General features: G+C 55.2%; 8 protein-coding genes. 1 reads left to right on the top strand and 7 read right to left on the bottom strand.

Annotation, left to right across the window (positions count from 1 at the left end; genetic code table 11):
- Nucleotides 1–343: 343 nt before the first annotated feature.
- Together ACS5NO_RS29755 and ACS5NO_RS29750 are read right to left on the bottom strand one after the other, a co-directional pair.
- A complete protein-coding gene (locus tag ACS5NO_RS29755; protein WP_439418505.1) occupies nt 344–787 on the bottom strand; it encodes an endonuclease domain-containing protein in 444 nt (147 codons plus the stop codon).
- 287 nt (nt 788–1,074) lie between these two features.
- Nucleotides 1,075–3,471: a GEVED domain-containing protein gene (locus ACS5NO_RS29750; protein WP_439418504.1), complete on the bottom strand. Its 2,397-nt coding sequence runs from the start codon at nt 3,469–3,471 to the stop codon at nt 1,075–1,077.
- A gap of 1,222 nt (nt 3,472–4,693) precedes the next feature.
- Here ACS5NO_RS29750 and ACS5NO_RS29745 point away from each other — a divergent pair.
- Nucleotides 4,694–4,906, top strand: coding sequence for a hypothetical protein (locus ACS5NO_RS29745; RefSeq protein WP_439418503.1), 213 nt, complete (start codon nt 4,694–4,696; stop codon nt 4,904–4,906).
- Between the two features lie 245 nt (nt 4,907–5,151).
- On the opposite strand, the gene ACS5NO_RS29740 is transcribed toward ACS5NO_RS29745, so the two are convergent.
- The 5 genes from ACS5NO_RS29740 to ACS5NO_RS29720 all read right to left on the bottom strand — a co-directional run bounded on the left by ACS5NO_RS29740 (nt 5,152) and on the right by ACS5NO_RS29720 (nt 15,965).
- Entirely contained in the window at nt 5,152–9,045 is a 3,894-nt protein-coding gene (locus ACS5NO_RS29740) for a beta strand repeat-containing protein (RefSeq protein ID WP_439418502.1), read from the bottom strand.
- Nucleotides 9,046–9,256: 211 nt separating this feature from the next.
- Nucleotides 9,257–13,054, bottom strand: coding sequence for a GEVED domain-containing protein (locus ACS5NO_RS29735; RefSeq protein ID WP_439418501.1), 3,798 nt, complete (start codon nt 13,052–13,054; stop codon nt 9,257–9,259).
- An 89-nt stretch (nt 13,055–13,143) separates the two neighbouring features.
- A complete protein-coding gene (locus ACS5NO_RS29730) occupies nt 13,144–13,497 on the bottom strand; it encodes a DUF5615 family PIN-like protein (RefSeq protein ID WP_439418500.1) in 354 nt (117 codons plus the stop codon).
- Nucleotides 13,497–13,718 (bottom strand): DUF433 domain-containing protein, encoded by a 222-nt coding sequence (locus ACS5NO_RS29725; protein WP_439418499.1) that lies wholly within the window; start codon nt 13,716–13,718, stop codon nt 13,497–13,499. The genes ACS5NO_RS29730 and ACS5NO_RS29725 overlap by 1 nt, the downstream gene beginning before the upstream one ends.
- 72 nt (nt 13,719–13,790) lie before the next feature.
- Nucleotides 13,791–15,965 (bottom strand): GEVED domain-containing protein, encoded by a 2,175-nt coding sequence (locus ACS5NO_RS29720; RefSeq protein ID WP_439418498.1) that lies wholly within the window; start codon nt 15,963–15,965, stop codon nt 13,791–13,793.
- Nucleotides 15,966–16,988: the final 1,023 nt, after the last annotated feature.

The raw sequence follows: 16,988 nt of genomic DNA, 5'->3' as shown, positions 1-16,988 counted from the left end.
CCACATGGTCGTACTGATTATTTGATTGTTCACGCAATATTCTGATACCGAACCCATACTCGTATCGTTTGATCTGTCTGCTGCTATTCTTGCCCCGGTTTTGCTTCAGGTTTGCCCCCAATCTTGGTTTCGCCCCGGTTTCGCCCCCAACCCCCTAAAGGGGGCTTCTGCATCCGGATTCTTAAAGCCCGGCACCGGCCGCCCGGCCTTCAGGGGGTTGGGGGCAACGCTTATGCCCGGTTTTATTTCCAATCTTCGTTTCGCCCCGGATTCGCCCCCAACCCCCTAAAGGGGGCTTTGGACAACGCTTATGTCCGGTTTTACTCCATGTCCAAAGCCCCCTTTAGGGGGTTGGGGGCGAATCCGGCGCAAGGAGCAAATCCGGGCTTGGGGCCAAATCCGGAGACAAATCCGGTTGCCTTACCCGTAAAAAACTTCTAATTCGATCCAGCACCGAGGGCAGATGGTGAAATACATCTTCGTTGCTAAACCGTAGCACGGTGATTCCCAACTCTTCCATCAATCGGGTGCGCCCTTTATCGTATTCCATCTGCTCTCTTTCCTGGTGTATGCCCCCATCGATTTCGACAACCAACCGGGCCTTATGACTATAAAAATCAGCAATAAAATGGCTCAACGGATGCTGTGATTTAAACCGAAAGCCCTCCAGTTGATTGGCTCTCAAAGCCTTCCAAACTATTTTTTCGGCCGGTGTCAACATTCTCCTTAGTTCATCCGCTTTCCGAAATAGCTCAGGTGTTGCTCCATAAAACATGTCGGTCGCCATGGGCTTCTTCTTTTTAGTTTACGTCTGCTCTTTCGACTGGTTTCTGCCCCCAAGCCCGGTTTGGCCCCAACCTTCGTTTGCTCTGGTCTGCCCTTGCCCCGGTTTTGCCCCCAACACCCTAAAGGCCGGGCGGCCGGTGCCGGGCTGACGACGCTTATGTCCGGTTCTACTCCCAACCTTCGTTTCGCCCCGGATTCGCCCCCAACCCCCTAAAGGGGGCTTCTGCATCCGGATTTTGAAAGCCCCCTTTAGGGGGTTGGGGGCAAATCCGGGGCAAGGGGCGAAAACTACTGCTGCACCGTAATCGCGACGGAGGCTGGCAGCGTGCTGCTGCAACCGCCGTTGGTCGCGGTGAAGGTGTAGGTATACGTCGCCGGGGGCAACACCTGGTTGATCGTTACACTGCCCGTGCCACTACCCGACGCTGCGGGTGGGTTGGGCGTGTTGGGCGTTCGGGTCCAGGTGATGCTCGCCGTGGCCGGATTGGCCGTGGCGGTTATGTTGGTTTGTTCCAGGTTACAGATGATCGACGCGTTCGGGACCACCTGCAAACGCGGTTCCGGGTTGACCACCACCTGTACGATTTCTTCATCCGAACATGATCCGGTGCTGGCCCGAATCCGGTAGGTCACCACCATCGGCACTGTCCCGGCATTCACCAGCGTGCCCGACGTAATGGTTGTTCCCGTGCCGGTTTGCCCCAGGCTGTTGGTCCACGAAACCGGCGCACCGTTCGAACCCGCGACAATCAGCGTCGTGGATTGTCCCGAGCAGATCGTCTGGCTGGGTGAACCAGTCACGCTGAGTGTCGGCTGGGTTGCCACCACCACGGCGGTGGTCGCCGTTCCCGAACAACCCTGGGTATCGGTCACCAGCAGGTTGTAATTCCCGCTCTGGGCCGTGGTCGACAGCGCGACGGTGGGGTTCTGAACCGCACTCACGAAACCGTTTGGTCCTGTCCAGGCGTAGGTGTAGGAGCCTGATCCTCCGGCGGCTATGCCCGTCAGCGACAGGCTTCCCGTCGTACAAACCGGGCTGTTACTGGTCGCGGCTACATAAAGCGACCCGACTGTCAGGTTGACCGAAGCGGTTTTGACGCAGGACGTACTGGCCGTGGGGTCGGAGACGGTCACGGTATAGATGCCCGCCGTGGCCGAGGTGGCGGCTGGCAGGGTCGGGTTGGCAACATTGCTGGTGAACCCGTTGGGGCCGCTCCAGGCGTAGGTGACCGTACCGGCATTGCCCGAAATGGAAGTCGCCAGCGTGACGGCCTGCCCCACGCAAACGGCGGTTTGGCTGGCCGACGCCGTAACCGTCAGGCTACAGCAGTTGTTGACCACAATCGTACAGGTAATAGTCGTGGACGACGGACAGGAAGCCGGGGCCGCACTGACGCCCCAGATCTTGTAGGTGTTGGTGCCGGCGGTGGCAAAGAGTTGGCTGATGTCACCGGTTCCGGTGGCCCCATCTTCCACGCGCAGCCAGTTGATGGTGCTGCCGGGAATGCTGCTGACAAAGGTGATGGCCCCGGTTTCGCCCGAACAGATGGTTTGGGAACAGACTGAGGGCGTGATTTCAGGAACGGGGTTGACCGTGACGACGGTGGTGGCTACATTGCTCGGGCAACCGAACACGCTGGGAATAACCGCCGTGTAGGTGTAGCTGACGGGCGTGGAGCCGGTGGCTGTGGGGAAGTTGATGAAGTCTCCGGCCCCGGTGATGTTTCCGGGCATCCGCACCCATTGAACGGTTTGTCCAGCCGGTGCGGTGGTGTAGGAAACCGACACGGGCTGCCCCGAGCAAATGGTCAGGGCGGTGGGGTTGGCCGTGATGGTGCCGCCACCGGGGTTGATCACGATCTGGTAATCTTCCACTTCGCCGTCGCTCGCCGAACCGCCTGGCGTGGCAACCGTAATGGTCGGGTCACTCGTAAGCCGGACACGGGCATAGGTGGTTCCCGGCACCAAACCGGTAATACCCGTCCAGGTCAGGGTGTAACTGCCCGAGCTACCAGCGGCTATGGTGGCCCCTTCCGAGGTTTCAAAAATACCGTTTTGGTTGAAGTCGATCCAGCCGATAATCCGTGCCGTGGGGGCACCGGGGTTGTTCACGTTGACCACTAAAGCCGTCAGGCTGGTGGTAGCGGTACAGAGAACACCAAACGTTACGGCATCTTCGTCGTTAATGTTGTCGAGGTTGTCGCCGTTAGCGGTGCTGGGAAAACCGTCGGTTTCAATGTCGAGCAGTGTTCCCATGCGGAGATTCGCCGATCCTTTGTGGGAAGGGCCACCATTCGCCAGGGTGGTTTTGTAGGTATCGGGGGCATCGCCGAAGTCACAGCCGACGCCGATGGTGATGTCATCGATGGCGATGTCGTTGCCATCTGTTCCCGGTAATTGTTGATTATTTCGAACGATAAAATCAATAGTCCCAGAACCGTCTGCGGTAAACTCTAATTGGTATTTTTGCCAGACGACGCCATTGTAGGGTATATCACCGGTTGTCTCAGAAGCCAGTAAAGTTCCATCTGTTTTGCGTGTCTCAAGGATGAGGTTGGGCGATATTACCGTGTTGGTGATACTTGTGGCATACAAAGACAGATAATAGGTTGCACCAGGAACCAAGCCAGAAAACCGGCGACGAAAAAATTCATCCTGTCCATAGCCCCCGTTGATCACCATCATGTAGCCACCTGTATCACCAGGGGTATGGTCAATTTTGGTGGCGTCAAGTCCAAAAATACCATTTAAAGTATTATACAGAGCATAGTATCCCGCACCTATTTGAGAACTGTTGTGGTAGGACGTATACCCATTTGGCAAAACAGGCCCAAAGGCGGTACCCCCTGCCCCAAATGTCTCGACGTAGGGAGTTCCACACGAGTTGGCTACAGGAGTTGGTGTATCAATAAAGGCATTATCGAACTCTACATACGCCGTTTGCCCTGCGGTTACAGTGATAGTTACTGTGCGGGCTGACAAATTAATCGAAGGTATACCTCCAGCCGTACTGATGCTAGTTAGCTGCCAAGGCGATGGCGGAACATTTTCGGTAATAGTATATGTACCGGGCGCAACGTTATAAGATACCGTATTGTCGTTAACGATATTTACGGTGTGATCGTTAATATACGTATCATTTTCATTCCGCTGAAATAAACGCCCCTGATATTGAACAGTATAAGGTGTATCACCGTCTGAACCGGCTGATAAAGCAAACACTATAAATTCCGCACCATTTTCTGATTTTGTGAGTGTGCTACCTACTAAGCGATAGAGTAAGCCATTTGATTGTAATACCCAAACGGTTCCATCTGCAGCTACCGTAACATCAGAATAATTACCTGGAAAATTAGCAATAACTGTAGCGGTTGTTCCTGAGATTGAAAGATGGTACAGACCACCGGCATTTATAATCCAAATGGTTCCATCCGGTGCTACATCCAGGCTATTTCCGCATGCTCCTGAAATTGGTTGGAAAACACCGCCACTATATCTTTGTAAAGACCCACAACCAGTTCCAGCTAACACATAAACCGGCTGAGTAGCCCCTGCGGAAACACCAACATCCACAAATCCACCATTTCCTAAGGCAAAAAACGGACTATTTCCTCCAAACAGAGTCCCAAAGGAATTGACAAAGAAAGCTTGGCCATTTTGGTCTGCATCTATCCTGGTTGCTAAACCGGCGGCCGCTGTCCAGACGGTACTACCCGCTGTTCGGTAATAAATTTGTCCGTTCGTACCAGCGGTGCCGGTACTGACCCAAACGGTATTGTTATTGCCCACTCCCACATCTTGCACCGGAATAAATCCCGCATTATCCGTCAGGTTAAAAGAACTCCCCCCCGGAATGTCAGACGTAAAGCCAAACTGCTGCCCCGTTTCCGACTGAGATTTCTTGGCAATGGTTATCGTCGCTTGCGCCTGCACCCGCTGCGACCAGACCGTCGTAACCAGTAGTCCCAGGAATACGATCCAGACCCGCCAGCGACCGGCGGAAGGGCCGTGGGCTTTCGGTAAAGTCGGGTCGGTCAGCCCCCGCCCGCTGCCGGTTGGGGATGTGCCTGGATGGGAGATCGTTGTAGAAGGTAACCACATGGTCGTACTGATTATTTGATTGTTCACGCAATATGCTAATACCGAACCCATACTCGTATCGTTTGATCTGTCTGCTGTCTTTGGTACCCGGTTGCCCCTCGTTTCGCCCCGGATTCGCCCCCAACCCCGGTTTTATTCCCAACCTACGTTTCGCCCCGGATTCGCCCCCAACCCCCTAAAGGGGGCTTTGGACAACGTTTATGTCCGATTCACTCCATGTCCAAAGCCCCCTTTAGGGGGTTGGGGGCGAATCCATTGGCTTCTCTACGGCTGCACCGTAATCGCCACCGTCGCGGGCAGCGTGCTGCTGCAACCGCCGTTGGTCGCGGTGAAGGTGTAGGTATACGTTGCCGGGGGCAACACCTGGTTGATCGTTACACTGCCCGTGCCACTGCCCGACGCTGCGGGCGGATTCGGCGTGGTGGGCGTTCGCGTCCAGGTGATGCTCGCCGTGGCCGGATAAGCCGTGGCGGTTACATTGGTTTGCTCCAGGTTACAGATGATCGACGCATTCGGGACCACTTGCAAAACCGGTTCCGGATTGACCACCACCTGCACGATTTCTACATCCGAACACGAAGCCGTACTGGCCGAAATGACGTAGGTCACCACCATCGGAGCCGTCCCGGCATTGACCAGTGTTCCCGACGTAATGGTCGTTCCCGTTCCGGTTTGTCCCAGGCTGTTGGTCCACGAAACCGGCGCGCCGTTCGAACCCGCCACATTCAGCGTTGTACTTTGACCCGAGCAGATCGTCAAACCAGAACCGGCTGTAATACTTAGACTGGGTTGCGTGGCAACGGTCACAGTTGTTGTCGCAGTTCCTGAACATCCCTGGGTATCGGTCACCAGCAAGTTGTAGTTCCCGCTCTGGGCCGTGGTCGACAGCGCGAGCGTCGGATTCTGAACCGCACTCACAAATCCGTTCGGTCCCGTCCAGGAGAAGGTGTAAGAACCATTCCCACCGGCGGCAATACCCGTCAATGACAGGCTACCCGTCGTACAGACCGGGCTGTTGCTGCTGGCGGCTACATAAAGCGACCCCACATTGAGCGTAACTGTAGCGGTTTTGACACAGGAGGTGCTGGCCGTGGGATCAGTGACAAAAACCGTGTACATGCCCGCCGTGGCCGTGGTGGCCGCTGGCAGGGTCGGGTTGGCGGCATTGCTGGTGAAACCGTTCGGCCCCGTCCAGAAGTAGGTCACCGCCCCGGCATTGCCCGAAATGGAAGTCGCCAGGGTGACGGCCTGCCCCACGCAAACGGCGGTTTGGCTGGCCGAAGCCGTGACTGTCAGGCTACAGCAGTTGTTGACCACAATCGTACAGGTGATGGTGGTGGACGACGGACAAGAAGCGGGGGCCGCACTGACACCCCAGATTTTATAGGTAAATGTTCCGGCGGTGGCAAAGAGTTGGCTGATGTCGCCGGTGCCGGTGGCCCCGTCTTCGACCCGCAGCCAGTTGATGGTGGCCGACACGGAAGAAGTAAAGGTGATGGCCCCGGTTTGGCCCGAACAGATGGTTTGGGAACAGACCGAGGGCGTGATGACGGGGACGGGGTTGACGGTGACAATGGTAGTGGCCACGTTGCTCGGACAACCGTAGATGTCGGCAATAATGGCCGTATAGGTGTAGCTGACAGGGGTGGTACCAGTGGCGGTTGGGCTGTCAACGACTCCCATCCCACCGGTGATGTTTCCGGGCATCCGCACCCATTGGACATTTTGTCCGACCGGGGAGGTCGTGTAGTTAATGGAAACCGGATCTCCCGAACAGGTCGTCAGGGCGGTCGGGCTGGCTGTGATGGTGCCCCCACCGGGATTGATCACAATCTGATAGTCTTCCACTTCCCCGTCATTGGCCGAACCGCCGGGCGTATTGACGGTGATGGCCGGGTCACTCGTCAGTCGAATCCGGGCGTAGGTCGTTCCGGCTACCAAACCAGTGATGCCGGTCCAGGTCAGGGTATAATTTCCGCCACTGCCCGCGGCCACGGTCGTGCCTTCGGAGGGATCGAAAACCCCGTTCTGGTTAAAGTCGATCCAGCCAATAATCCGGGCTGTTGGGGCTCCAGTATTATTCACATTGACCACCAGCGCCGTCAGGCTGGTGGTGGCGGTACATAGAACTCCGAACGACACGGCGTCTTCGTCGTCGGTATTGTCCAGGTTATCGCCGTTGGCTGTACTGGGAAAACCGTCGGTTTCAATATCGATCAAGGAGCCCATTCGCAGGCTGGCCGATCCTTTGTGAGACGGACCACCGTTGGCAATGGTGGTTTTATAGGTATCCGGCGCGTCGCCAAAATCACAGCCCACCCCGATGGTAATGTCGTCGATGGCCAGATCATTGCCGTAAATACCGGCTAGTTGTTGGTTATTCCGAACAATAAAGTCGGCAATGCCGGACGCATCCGCCGTAAACTGCAATTGAAATTTTTGCCAGGCTCCTCTCCCATTGATGAGTGGGATGTCGCCCGTGGTGGTGGATCCGATCAGCGTTCCATCGGTTTTACGGGCTTCCAGCAGCAGATTTGGCAATACCGTGTTGGCATTGAAACCCATTGCATAAATTGAAAGAAAATAGGTAACGCCGGGTGCCAAACCGGAAAACCGGCGTCGAAAAAACTCATCTTTTGCAAAACCACCATTGATGAACATGAAATTTCCCCCGATATCGCCGGGAGTATGATCCTCATAGCTGGCATCTGCGATAAAAATTTTTCCAGCGTTATTCACAATGGAATATTGTCCGGCACCATAGGCCGCACTGGTTCCTGAACCATCGTAGTGATAAGAGGTATAGCCATTGGGCAGGGCTGCGCCGAAGGTGCTGACCGTCGTACCGGCAGCCCCAAACGTCTCGACATAGGGAGCACCACAAGAATTGGAAACCACCGAGTTGATGATGTTCGCATTATCAAATTCAATGTAGCTGGTTTGGCCGGCCGACACCGTAACGGTGGCCGTTCGTGTGGATATATCAGCAGAAACCGTTCCACCGGAAGTCGTGATATTGGTCAATTGCCAGGGAGAGGGCGGACTATTTTCGGTAATGGTGTAGGTGCCGGGAGCGACATTATAAATAACCGTATTTCCATTGGTGACATTCACCGCATGGTCGTCAAGCCAGGTTCCGTTTTCGGTTCGCTGCACCAACCTTCCCGATTCGGAGGTATAGGTCGGAATATAACCGGCATTGTAGGTTAAGAACGGGGCATCACCGTCCGAACCGGCGGAAATGCCGCCAAACATGGTGCCCGTTCCCCCGCTGTTGGGGTCCAGGACAAACGAGCTTCCCGTTTTTCGATACGACTGCGTTAGCGTAGATGCCCAGACGGTTCCATCAGCCGCTACGGTAATATCGGCGTAGGTTCCCGGATAGGTTCCGGCAATGGTAGCCGTGGTACCCGATATGGCAATCTGATAAATCACTGTTCCGCCCTGTCCAAGCATCCAGACGGTTCCATCGCTGGACACATCAAGACGCGAACCGCAGATTCCCGTAAAGGCGGTATAGGTTCCACCCCCGTTATAGCGGTATAAGGTATAACAGGGACCGGCTCCGGCCAGCACATAGACCGGCTGCGTCGCTCCGGCAGATACGCCGACATCGACGATGGACGTTCCACCGTGACTGGTCAGCGCACCACCGCTCGAAGAAAACAACTGACCACTGCTTGCCAGGTAGACGGTACCCGAGGCATCCGCATCCAACCGATTGGCGTTGGCACCGGCCAATGCTGTCCAGGCCGTGGTACCGGCCACCCGTGAGTAAACTGCCCCGGTAGCACCCGGTGTTGCGGGCCGTTGTACCACCCAGACTTTATTATTGTTGCCCACGCCCACATCCTGCAAGGGAATGTAGGCGGCATTGTCCGTCAGGTTGAAGGTGGTAACACCAGGAATGTTGGACGTAAACCCAAAAGTCTGTCCTGCGGTTTCCGACTGCGCTTTCTTGGCGATAATAATGGTCGACTGTGCAGTGACCCGCTCAGTCCAGGCCATCGCCATCAAAAGCCCCAGTGCCAACCACCAAGCCCGCCAGCGAGACGCTGCAAGCCCGTATACTTCCTGTTCGGTTGGATCAGTCAGCCCCGATCCGTTGCCGGTTGAGGGTGTACCTGAATGGGAGATCGTTGTAGAAGGTAACCACATGGTCGTACTAGTTATTTGATTGTTCACGCAATATGCTGATACCGAACCCATACTCGTATCGTTTGATCTGTCTGCTGTCTTTGCCTCCGGTTTTGCTTCCAACTCCGGTTTCGCCCCCAACCCCCTAAAGGGGGCTTTAAAAATCCGGATGCCGAAGCCCGGCACCGGCCGCCCGGCCTTTAGGGGGTTGGGGGCGAAACCGGGGCGAAAACTACTGTTGCACCGTAATCGCGACGGTGGCGGGCAGTGTGCTGCTGCAACCGCCGTTGGTCGCGGTGAAGGTGTAGATATACGTCGCCGGGGGCAACACCTGGTTGATCGTTACACTGCCCGTGCCACTGCCCGACGCTGCGGGTGGGTTCGGCGTGTTGGGCGTTCGCGTCCAGGTGATGCTCGCCGTGGCCGGATAGGCCGTGGCCGTTACATTGGTTTGTTCCAGGTTACAAATGACCGACGCATTGGGAACCACCCGCAAATGCGGTTCCGGATTGACCACCACCTGTACGATTTCTTCATCCGAACACGATCCGGTTTGGGCTAAAATCCGGTACGTCACCACAAGAGGCCCCGTTCCGGCATTGACCAGCGTTCCCGACGTAATGGTCGTTCCCGTTCCGGTTTGCCCCAGGCTGTTGGTCCACGAAACCGGCGCACCGTTGGAGCCGCCCACATTCAGCGTCGTGGATTGGCCCGAGCAGATGGTCAGGCTCGGTGAACCCGTAATGGCTAAGGTTGGCTGAGCCGCTACCACCACGGCGGTCGTCGTTACACCTGAGCAACCCTGGGTGTCGAGCGCTACCAGGGTATACGAGCCGCTTTGCGCCGTCGTAGACAAAGCAACCGTCGGATTCTGAACCGCACTCACAAATCCGTTTGGTCCGCTCCAGGCATAGGTATAGGGCCCGGTTCCTCCAGAAGCCAGGCCGGTCAGTGACAGGCTCCCCGTCGTACAAACCGGGCTGTTGCTGCTGGCATATACCGACAACGAACCGACACTAATGTTGACCGAAGCCGTTTGGACGCAGGAGGTGCTGGCCGTTGGGTCACTGACAAAAACCGAGTACGTTCCGGCAGTGGCGGAGGTCGCGGCTGGCAGGGTCGGATTGGCGGCATTGCTGGTGAAGCCGTTCGGTCCAATCCAAGCGTAGGTGACTGCGCCCAGATTCCCCGTTACGGTCGACGCCAGGGTTACAACCTGCCCCACGCAAACCGCCGTCGAACTGGCCGACGCAGTAACCGTCAGGCTACAGGGATCGGTACACTGATTGACCACAATCACACACGTAATGGTGGTAGACGACGGACACGAAGCCGGGGCCGCACTGACACCCCAGATTTTGTAGGTGTTGGTTCCGGCGGTGGCAAAGAGCTGGCTGATGTTGCCGGTGCCGGTGGCCCCGTCTTCGACCCGCAGCCAGTTGATGGTGGCCGAAACACTGCTCACGAAGGTGATGGCCCCGGTTTCGCCCGAACAGATGGTTTGGGAGCAGACCGAGGGCGTGATGACGGGAACGGGGTTGACGGTGACAATGGTGGTGGCCACGTTGCTCAGACAACCGTAGATGTCGGCAATAATGGCGGAATAGGTATAGGAGGTTGGCGTCGTGCCGGTGGCACTGAGGGCTTCGCTCACGCTGCCGAGGGCGGTGACATTGCCCGGCATCCGCACCCAGCGAACGGTTTGCCCCGCGGGGCTGGTGGTGTAGTTGATGGAAACCAGATCTCCCGAGCAGGTGGTCAGGCTGGTGGCACTGGCGGTTATCGTACCGCCACCGGGGTTGATAATGATCTGGTAGTCTTCGACTTCGCCGTCATTGGCCGCCCCCCCGGGGGTGTTAACCGAAACGGCGGCATCGCTCGTCAGCCGAATCCGGGCGTAGGTCGTTCCCGCCACCAGACCGCTCAGGCCCGTCCACGTCAGCGTATAACTGCCCGAACTGCCCGCGGCTATGGTGGCTCCTTCCGAGGGTTCGAACGTGCCGTTGCGGTTGAAGTCGACCCAGCCGATCAGCCGGGCCGAGGGCGCTACGGTGTTGGTGACATTGGCGATGATGGCACTAAAGGAGGTGTTGCCCGTACAAAGCGTACCGAATGCCACCCCGTCTTCATCGTCGGTATTGTCTGCATCATCCCCCGTACCGGTTCCGGCAATACCATCGGTTTCAATGTCCAGCAAAGCGCCCATTTTCAGGTTGGCGGTTGCTTTGTGAGAGGCCCCGTTGCTGGCAACGGTAGTGAGATAAGTGTTTGGTGCATCGCCGAAATCGCAGCCGACGCCGACGGTGATGTCGTCCAGAGCGATGTCGTTGCCGCCCGTACCGATCACCTGTTGATTGTTACGAACGATAAAATCGACCGTTCCTGACGCATCCGCCACCAATTCCAGTTGGTATTTATGCCACAGGAAATCAAACGTAATATCACCGGAAGTGAAAGACGTTAACAGCGTACCATCGGTTCTTCGGGCTTCCAGAATAATGTTTGGCTTTATTGGTGCATTACTTATACTTTTTGCATACAGAGAAAGGTAATAGGTAGCCCCAGGCACCAAGCCGGAAAATCGGCGTCTAAAAAATTCATCCGGCCCAAAACCGCCGTTGATTGTCATCATATAGCCGTTTGGATCACCCGGCGTATGGTTTTCTTGATTTACGAGACCATAATGTCCCGCCGGGAGTCCTGAGGCCAGGTAGTGGTAAGAAGTGTAGCCATTGGGCAAGGCTGGACCAAACGTATAGGCTGTGGTACCGGAAGTGCCAAACGTTTCGATAAAGGGAGATCCGCAACTGTTCGAGATCGGGGTCGCATTGGTAAATACATTATCAAATTCAACGTAGGCCGTTTGACCGGCCAAAACGGTAACGGTGGCGGTCCGGCTTGGCAGATCTTTAGTGGATGACCCACCGGCGGTTACGATATTGCTTAATTGCCAGGACGAGGGAGGAGAATTTTCCGTAACGGTGTAGGTACCCGGTGCTACATTGAAAGAAACCGTATTGGCATTCACCGTATTAACGGTGTGATCGTCAATAAAGGTTATATCTTCATTTCGCTGGAATAATCGGTCGACGTGAATGGTAAAGGGTGCATCACCATCTGAACCGGCCGAAATACCGCCATTAAATTCCGCATTGGGGTCCGTGACAAATACGCCACCAACCAGCCGGTGCAGGGTTTGCGCCAGGGATAGTGCCCAAACCGTCCCATCAGCCGCCACCGTCACATCACCGTAGTTACCCGCATAATCGGCTATGATGGTGAAGGATGTCCCCGATATAGACAAATGGTAAATTGTACCGTTATAAACGACCCACACCGTTCCATCGGGGGCAACATCCAAGCGGGTCCCGCAAGCTCCGGGGACTTGCACAAAACCAGCCCCATTGTAAAAATACAAATCTTTACAGGCTCCACTGCCCCCCAAAGCATAGACAAACTGAGACGCGCCCGCTGAAGCCCCGACATCAACAAAATTAGGCCCTCCTAACCGGGTCAAATTAACGCCATCCGGAGTGCTATAGATATCGCCGATGGAGTTAACGATGTAAGCCGTTCCGTTTTGATCCGCATCCAACCGGTTGGCGAAGATCGTCGTACCTGTCCAATTGGTATTTCCCTGAGTACGGAAGTATACAAATCCATCGATTCCCGAAGCCGGTTTTGAAGTAACCCAAACGCGGTTGTTGTTCCCAACGCCCACATCCTGAACCGGAATGTACGTACCATTATCGGTCAGGTTAAAGTTAAGACCGCCGGGAATGGTAGAGGTAAAGCCAAACTGCTGCCCTGCCGTTTCCGACTGCGCTTTTTTATGAATCGTGATGGTGGCCTGGGCCTGCACCCGTTGCGACCAGGCCATTGTCAACAACAACCCTACGACCCAGGTCCACACCCGCCAGCGACTGGTGGCAAGCGGAACAACCGTCATTCTGGTGGGGTCGGCATACCCCCGCCCGTGAGCGGTGGCGGGTAAACCGGGATGGTGAATCGGTGTAGAAGGTAACCACATGGTCGTACTGATTATTTGTTTGTTCACGCAATCTATTAATACCTGACTCATACGCGTTTTTCTCTTTTCGGTCCCGGCATCACACCCATTTACTGATGGACAATAATAGCCTCTCTGGTAATTTCAAGGAGTGTGGCCGTCTCAAACGATTTTTCTATCTGAGCCAGACAGATTCCAAACAGCGACACTAATGCATCATTATTCATATTCCCGGTCTTCAGCAAAAGCAATTTTCGGGGTGTCTTCTTCAACAAATGGCTTTCCCAAAAATCAGTATCTTTCGTCACCACAATCCGTTGCTGTTCGTCGGCAATCTGACAAATCAACGGGTCTCTCGTTCGATTTTGATGCAATAAATCCAGCGTGTGAAGCGCATCATGCCCTTGTTCTTTCAGCCAGTAAGCTAATCGCCGGGGTAATTGAGCATCAACCAGCCAACGCATCAGGATGCAATTCGATAAATGTCCTTCGTCTTTACCATACTGGTGGCATACGCCAGACACGCCAGCAAATCATCCCGTTCCAGGTCTTCGTAATCGGCCAGAATCTGCTCAATCGTCATACCGGATGTGAGCAATTCCAACATCGTTTCTACCGGATAACGCAATCCCCGAATAACGGGTTTTCCGTGGCAGATTTCCGGGTCTATCGTAATTCGTTCCATTAGTTCCATGCTAACCGCCAATTTGTGTCAATAGCCAAAGATACACAAACCAGCCGGTTTCTAGTTCGTGTCCTACTGCTGCACCGTCACCGGCACGCTGGCGGTTTGGCTGCTACACCCGTTGGTACCGACTGCCGTGAATTGATAGGTGTAGGCACCGACCGGCAAGGTCTGCTGAACGGTTACCGAACCCGTGCCACTGCCACTCGAAACCGGCGGATTGGGCGTGTTAGGCGTTCGCGTCCAGTTGATGGTGGCCGTGTTCGGCAGCGCCGTGGCCGAAACCGTGATCTGCTCCAGATTACAGTAGACGGCCGCGTTGGGCGTCACCCGCAAAACCGGTTCCGGATTAACCGTCACCACCACAATTTCCTGATCGGTACAAGCGGCTGACATCGCCGTCACCACGAAGGTGACCGACTGGGGCTGGCTGCTCAGGTTGCGAATGCCGGTAAAATTGATGGCTGTGCCGGTGCCGCTCTGGCCGATGCTGTTGGTCCAGGTCACGGTTGAACCGCTGTCACCCGTCACGTTCAGGGTAGAGGTCGCACCCGAACAAACCGTTAGGCCCGGTGCCCCGCTGATCGTCAGATTGGGCTGGACACCCACAGCGACGTAGGTGGTGGCCGTTCCCGAGCAGCCCCCCGCGTCGGTGATCACAACCGTGTAAGAGCCGCTTTGGGCCGTGGTCGACAGCGCCAGGGTTGGATTCTGAACCGCGCTCACAAAACCGTTCGGCCCCGTCCACGCATAGGTGTAGGAACCGCTGCCCCCGGCGCTCAGGCTGGACAGCGACAGCGTACCCGTCGTACAGACCGGGCTGTTGCTGCTGGCGGCTACATAGAGCGAACCGACCGTGATATTGACCGAAGCCGTTCGGCTACAGGTGGTGCCGGACGTTGGATCATTCACCGTCAGGAAGTAGGTTCCCGCCGTGGCCGAGGTCGCGGACGGAACCGTGGGGTTGGCGGCATTGCTCGTAAACCCGTTGGGGCCGGTCCAGGCGTAGATGACCGCCCCGGCATTGCCCGACACCGAAGACGCCAGGTTGATGGCTTGCCCGGTGCAGACCGCTGTCGAACTGGCCGACGCCGTCAGCGTCAGGTTACAGGGCGTGGTACATTGGTTGACTACAATCACACACGTAATCGTCGTAGACGACGGACACGAAGCGGGTGCAGCCGAAACACCCCAGATTTTGTAGGTGTTCGTTCCGGCGGTATTGAATAAGGTGCTGATGTTACCGGTTCCGGTGGCCCCGTCTTCGACCCGTAGCCAGTTGATGGTGGCCGAAACGCTGCTCACGAAGGTGATGGCTCCGGTTTCGCCCGAACAGATGGTTTGGGAGCAGACCGAGGGCGTGATGACGGGAACGGGGTTGACGGTGACGACGGTGGTGACCACATTGCTCGGGCAACCAAACGCATTTGAAATCGAAGCCGTGTACGTATAGTTCACGGGCGTAGTACCGGTCGCCGTGGGATAGTCGATGATGTCACCTAACCCCGACAGGTTGCCCGGCATCCGGGTCCACTGGGTTTGCTGGCCCGTTGGGGCGGTGGTGTAGCTGATAGAAACCGGTGAACCCGAGCAGGTGGTCAGGCTGGTGGCACTGGCGGTGATGGTGCCGCCACCGGGGTTGATCACGATCTGGTAATCTTCGACTTCGCCGTCAGCAGCAGAACCGCCGGGGGTGTTGGTCGAGATGCTGCCGTCGCTCGTTAGTCGAATCCGGGCGTAGGTCGTTCCCGCCACCAGACCGCTCAGGCCCGTCCACGTCAGCGTGTAACTGCCGGAATTGCTAGCGGCCACGGTTGTCCCTTCCGACGCTTCGAACGTGCCGTTGCGGTTGAAGTCGACCCAGCCGATCAGCCGGGCCGAGGGAATTACAGTATTTGTGATATTTACTGTAACCGAATAGCTACTGTTGCCTGTGCAAAGTGTGTTGAAGACAACGCCATCTTCGTCATCTGTATTGTCCAGATCATCACCGATTGCATTAGACCCGGCGGTGGCCGGAATACCATTTAACTCAGAATCTATTAAAGACCCTATTTTGAGGCCCTGAACTGTTATATGACAAGCACCACTGTTGCCCAATGTAGTGAGATAACTATCTGGTGCATCGCCTAGATCTGTTGCTATGCCAAAGCTTATGTCATCAATGCCTAAATCATTACCATTCCCACCCGGATTGATGTTCCGCAAAACCAGGAAAATATCAGTCGTTGTTGCCGTAAACGTCAAGCTTTTTTTAATCCAAACATTGGGCAGAGTTATATCTCCTGTACTGGTACTAGCAATTAAAGCCCCGGTTAACGCATCCCAAACTTCGTATTGCACATTGGGTTTAACAGCACAGGCTGGGCAAGCTGAAAACGTCCAGGCTGAAAAATCATAGGTGGCGCCCACGATGACATTTGTGAATTTACGGCGAAAAAATTCTCCTTTTTCAACACTGGCATTTACATACATCATTCTACCCGTCCCATTACCCGTAGTATGATCGTACATCTGTGGCCAAATTCCTGTACCGAGTGCATTAGCAGGGTCAACATCAGGTTGCACTCTCCCTACGATTTTATAATCACCATCGGGCGTATACGCATTATCAGCCGCCCATCGATAGGTAGTTTGCCCCTGCAACGGGAGTCCAAATGTACCTACGGATCCTGATCCAAAGTTTTCTATATAGGGTGTCCCACAGGAACTGACGATTGGGGTGGGTACAGACGTACTATTATAAAAACCGGCAAAACCAGCCTGTCCGGCAGCTACTGTAATGGTAGCAGTTCGTGTACTGACATTACCGGTACCATGCGCCAATTGAAAGCCCTGAAAATTCCAGGGGGCGGGCGGTGTGGTTTCCGTAATGGTATACGTTCCTGGTGCTACATTAAAAGTTACTGAATTATCATTGCTAACACTGACGGTATGATCATTCCATGTACCGTTTTCATTTCGCTGTATTAATTTGTCATAATTATATGGTGAGCCATTGATAAAACCGCTGATATTCTGAATACTGTAGGGTGTATCACCGTCAGAACCTGCTGAGATTGCATTGCGTAACTCACTAATTCCGGGATCTTTCACCATGACTCCCCCTACCAATCGATAAGCAAAACCATCGGTTTTGGTTGCCCAAACCGTTCCATCTGCCGCCACTGCAACATCATTATAGGTATTACCTCCAAAGAAACTGGTTTGAGTCCAAACCGTACCTGCCACAGTGCCTCCGTATAAATTATTGTCCGTACCTACCAACCA

This window comes from Larkinella fluvii, from assembly GCF_051857545.1.
Classification (GTDB): Bacteria; Bacteroidota; Bacteroidia; order Cytophagales; family Spirosomataceae; genus Larkinella.
The sequence above is the reverse complement of the archived record's forward strand: the minus strand, read 5'-3'. Positions and strand labels throughout refer to the sequence as shown.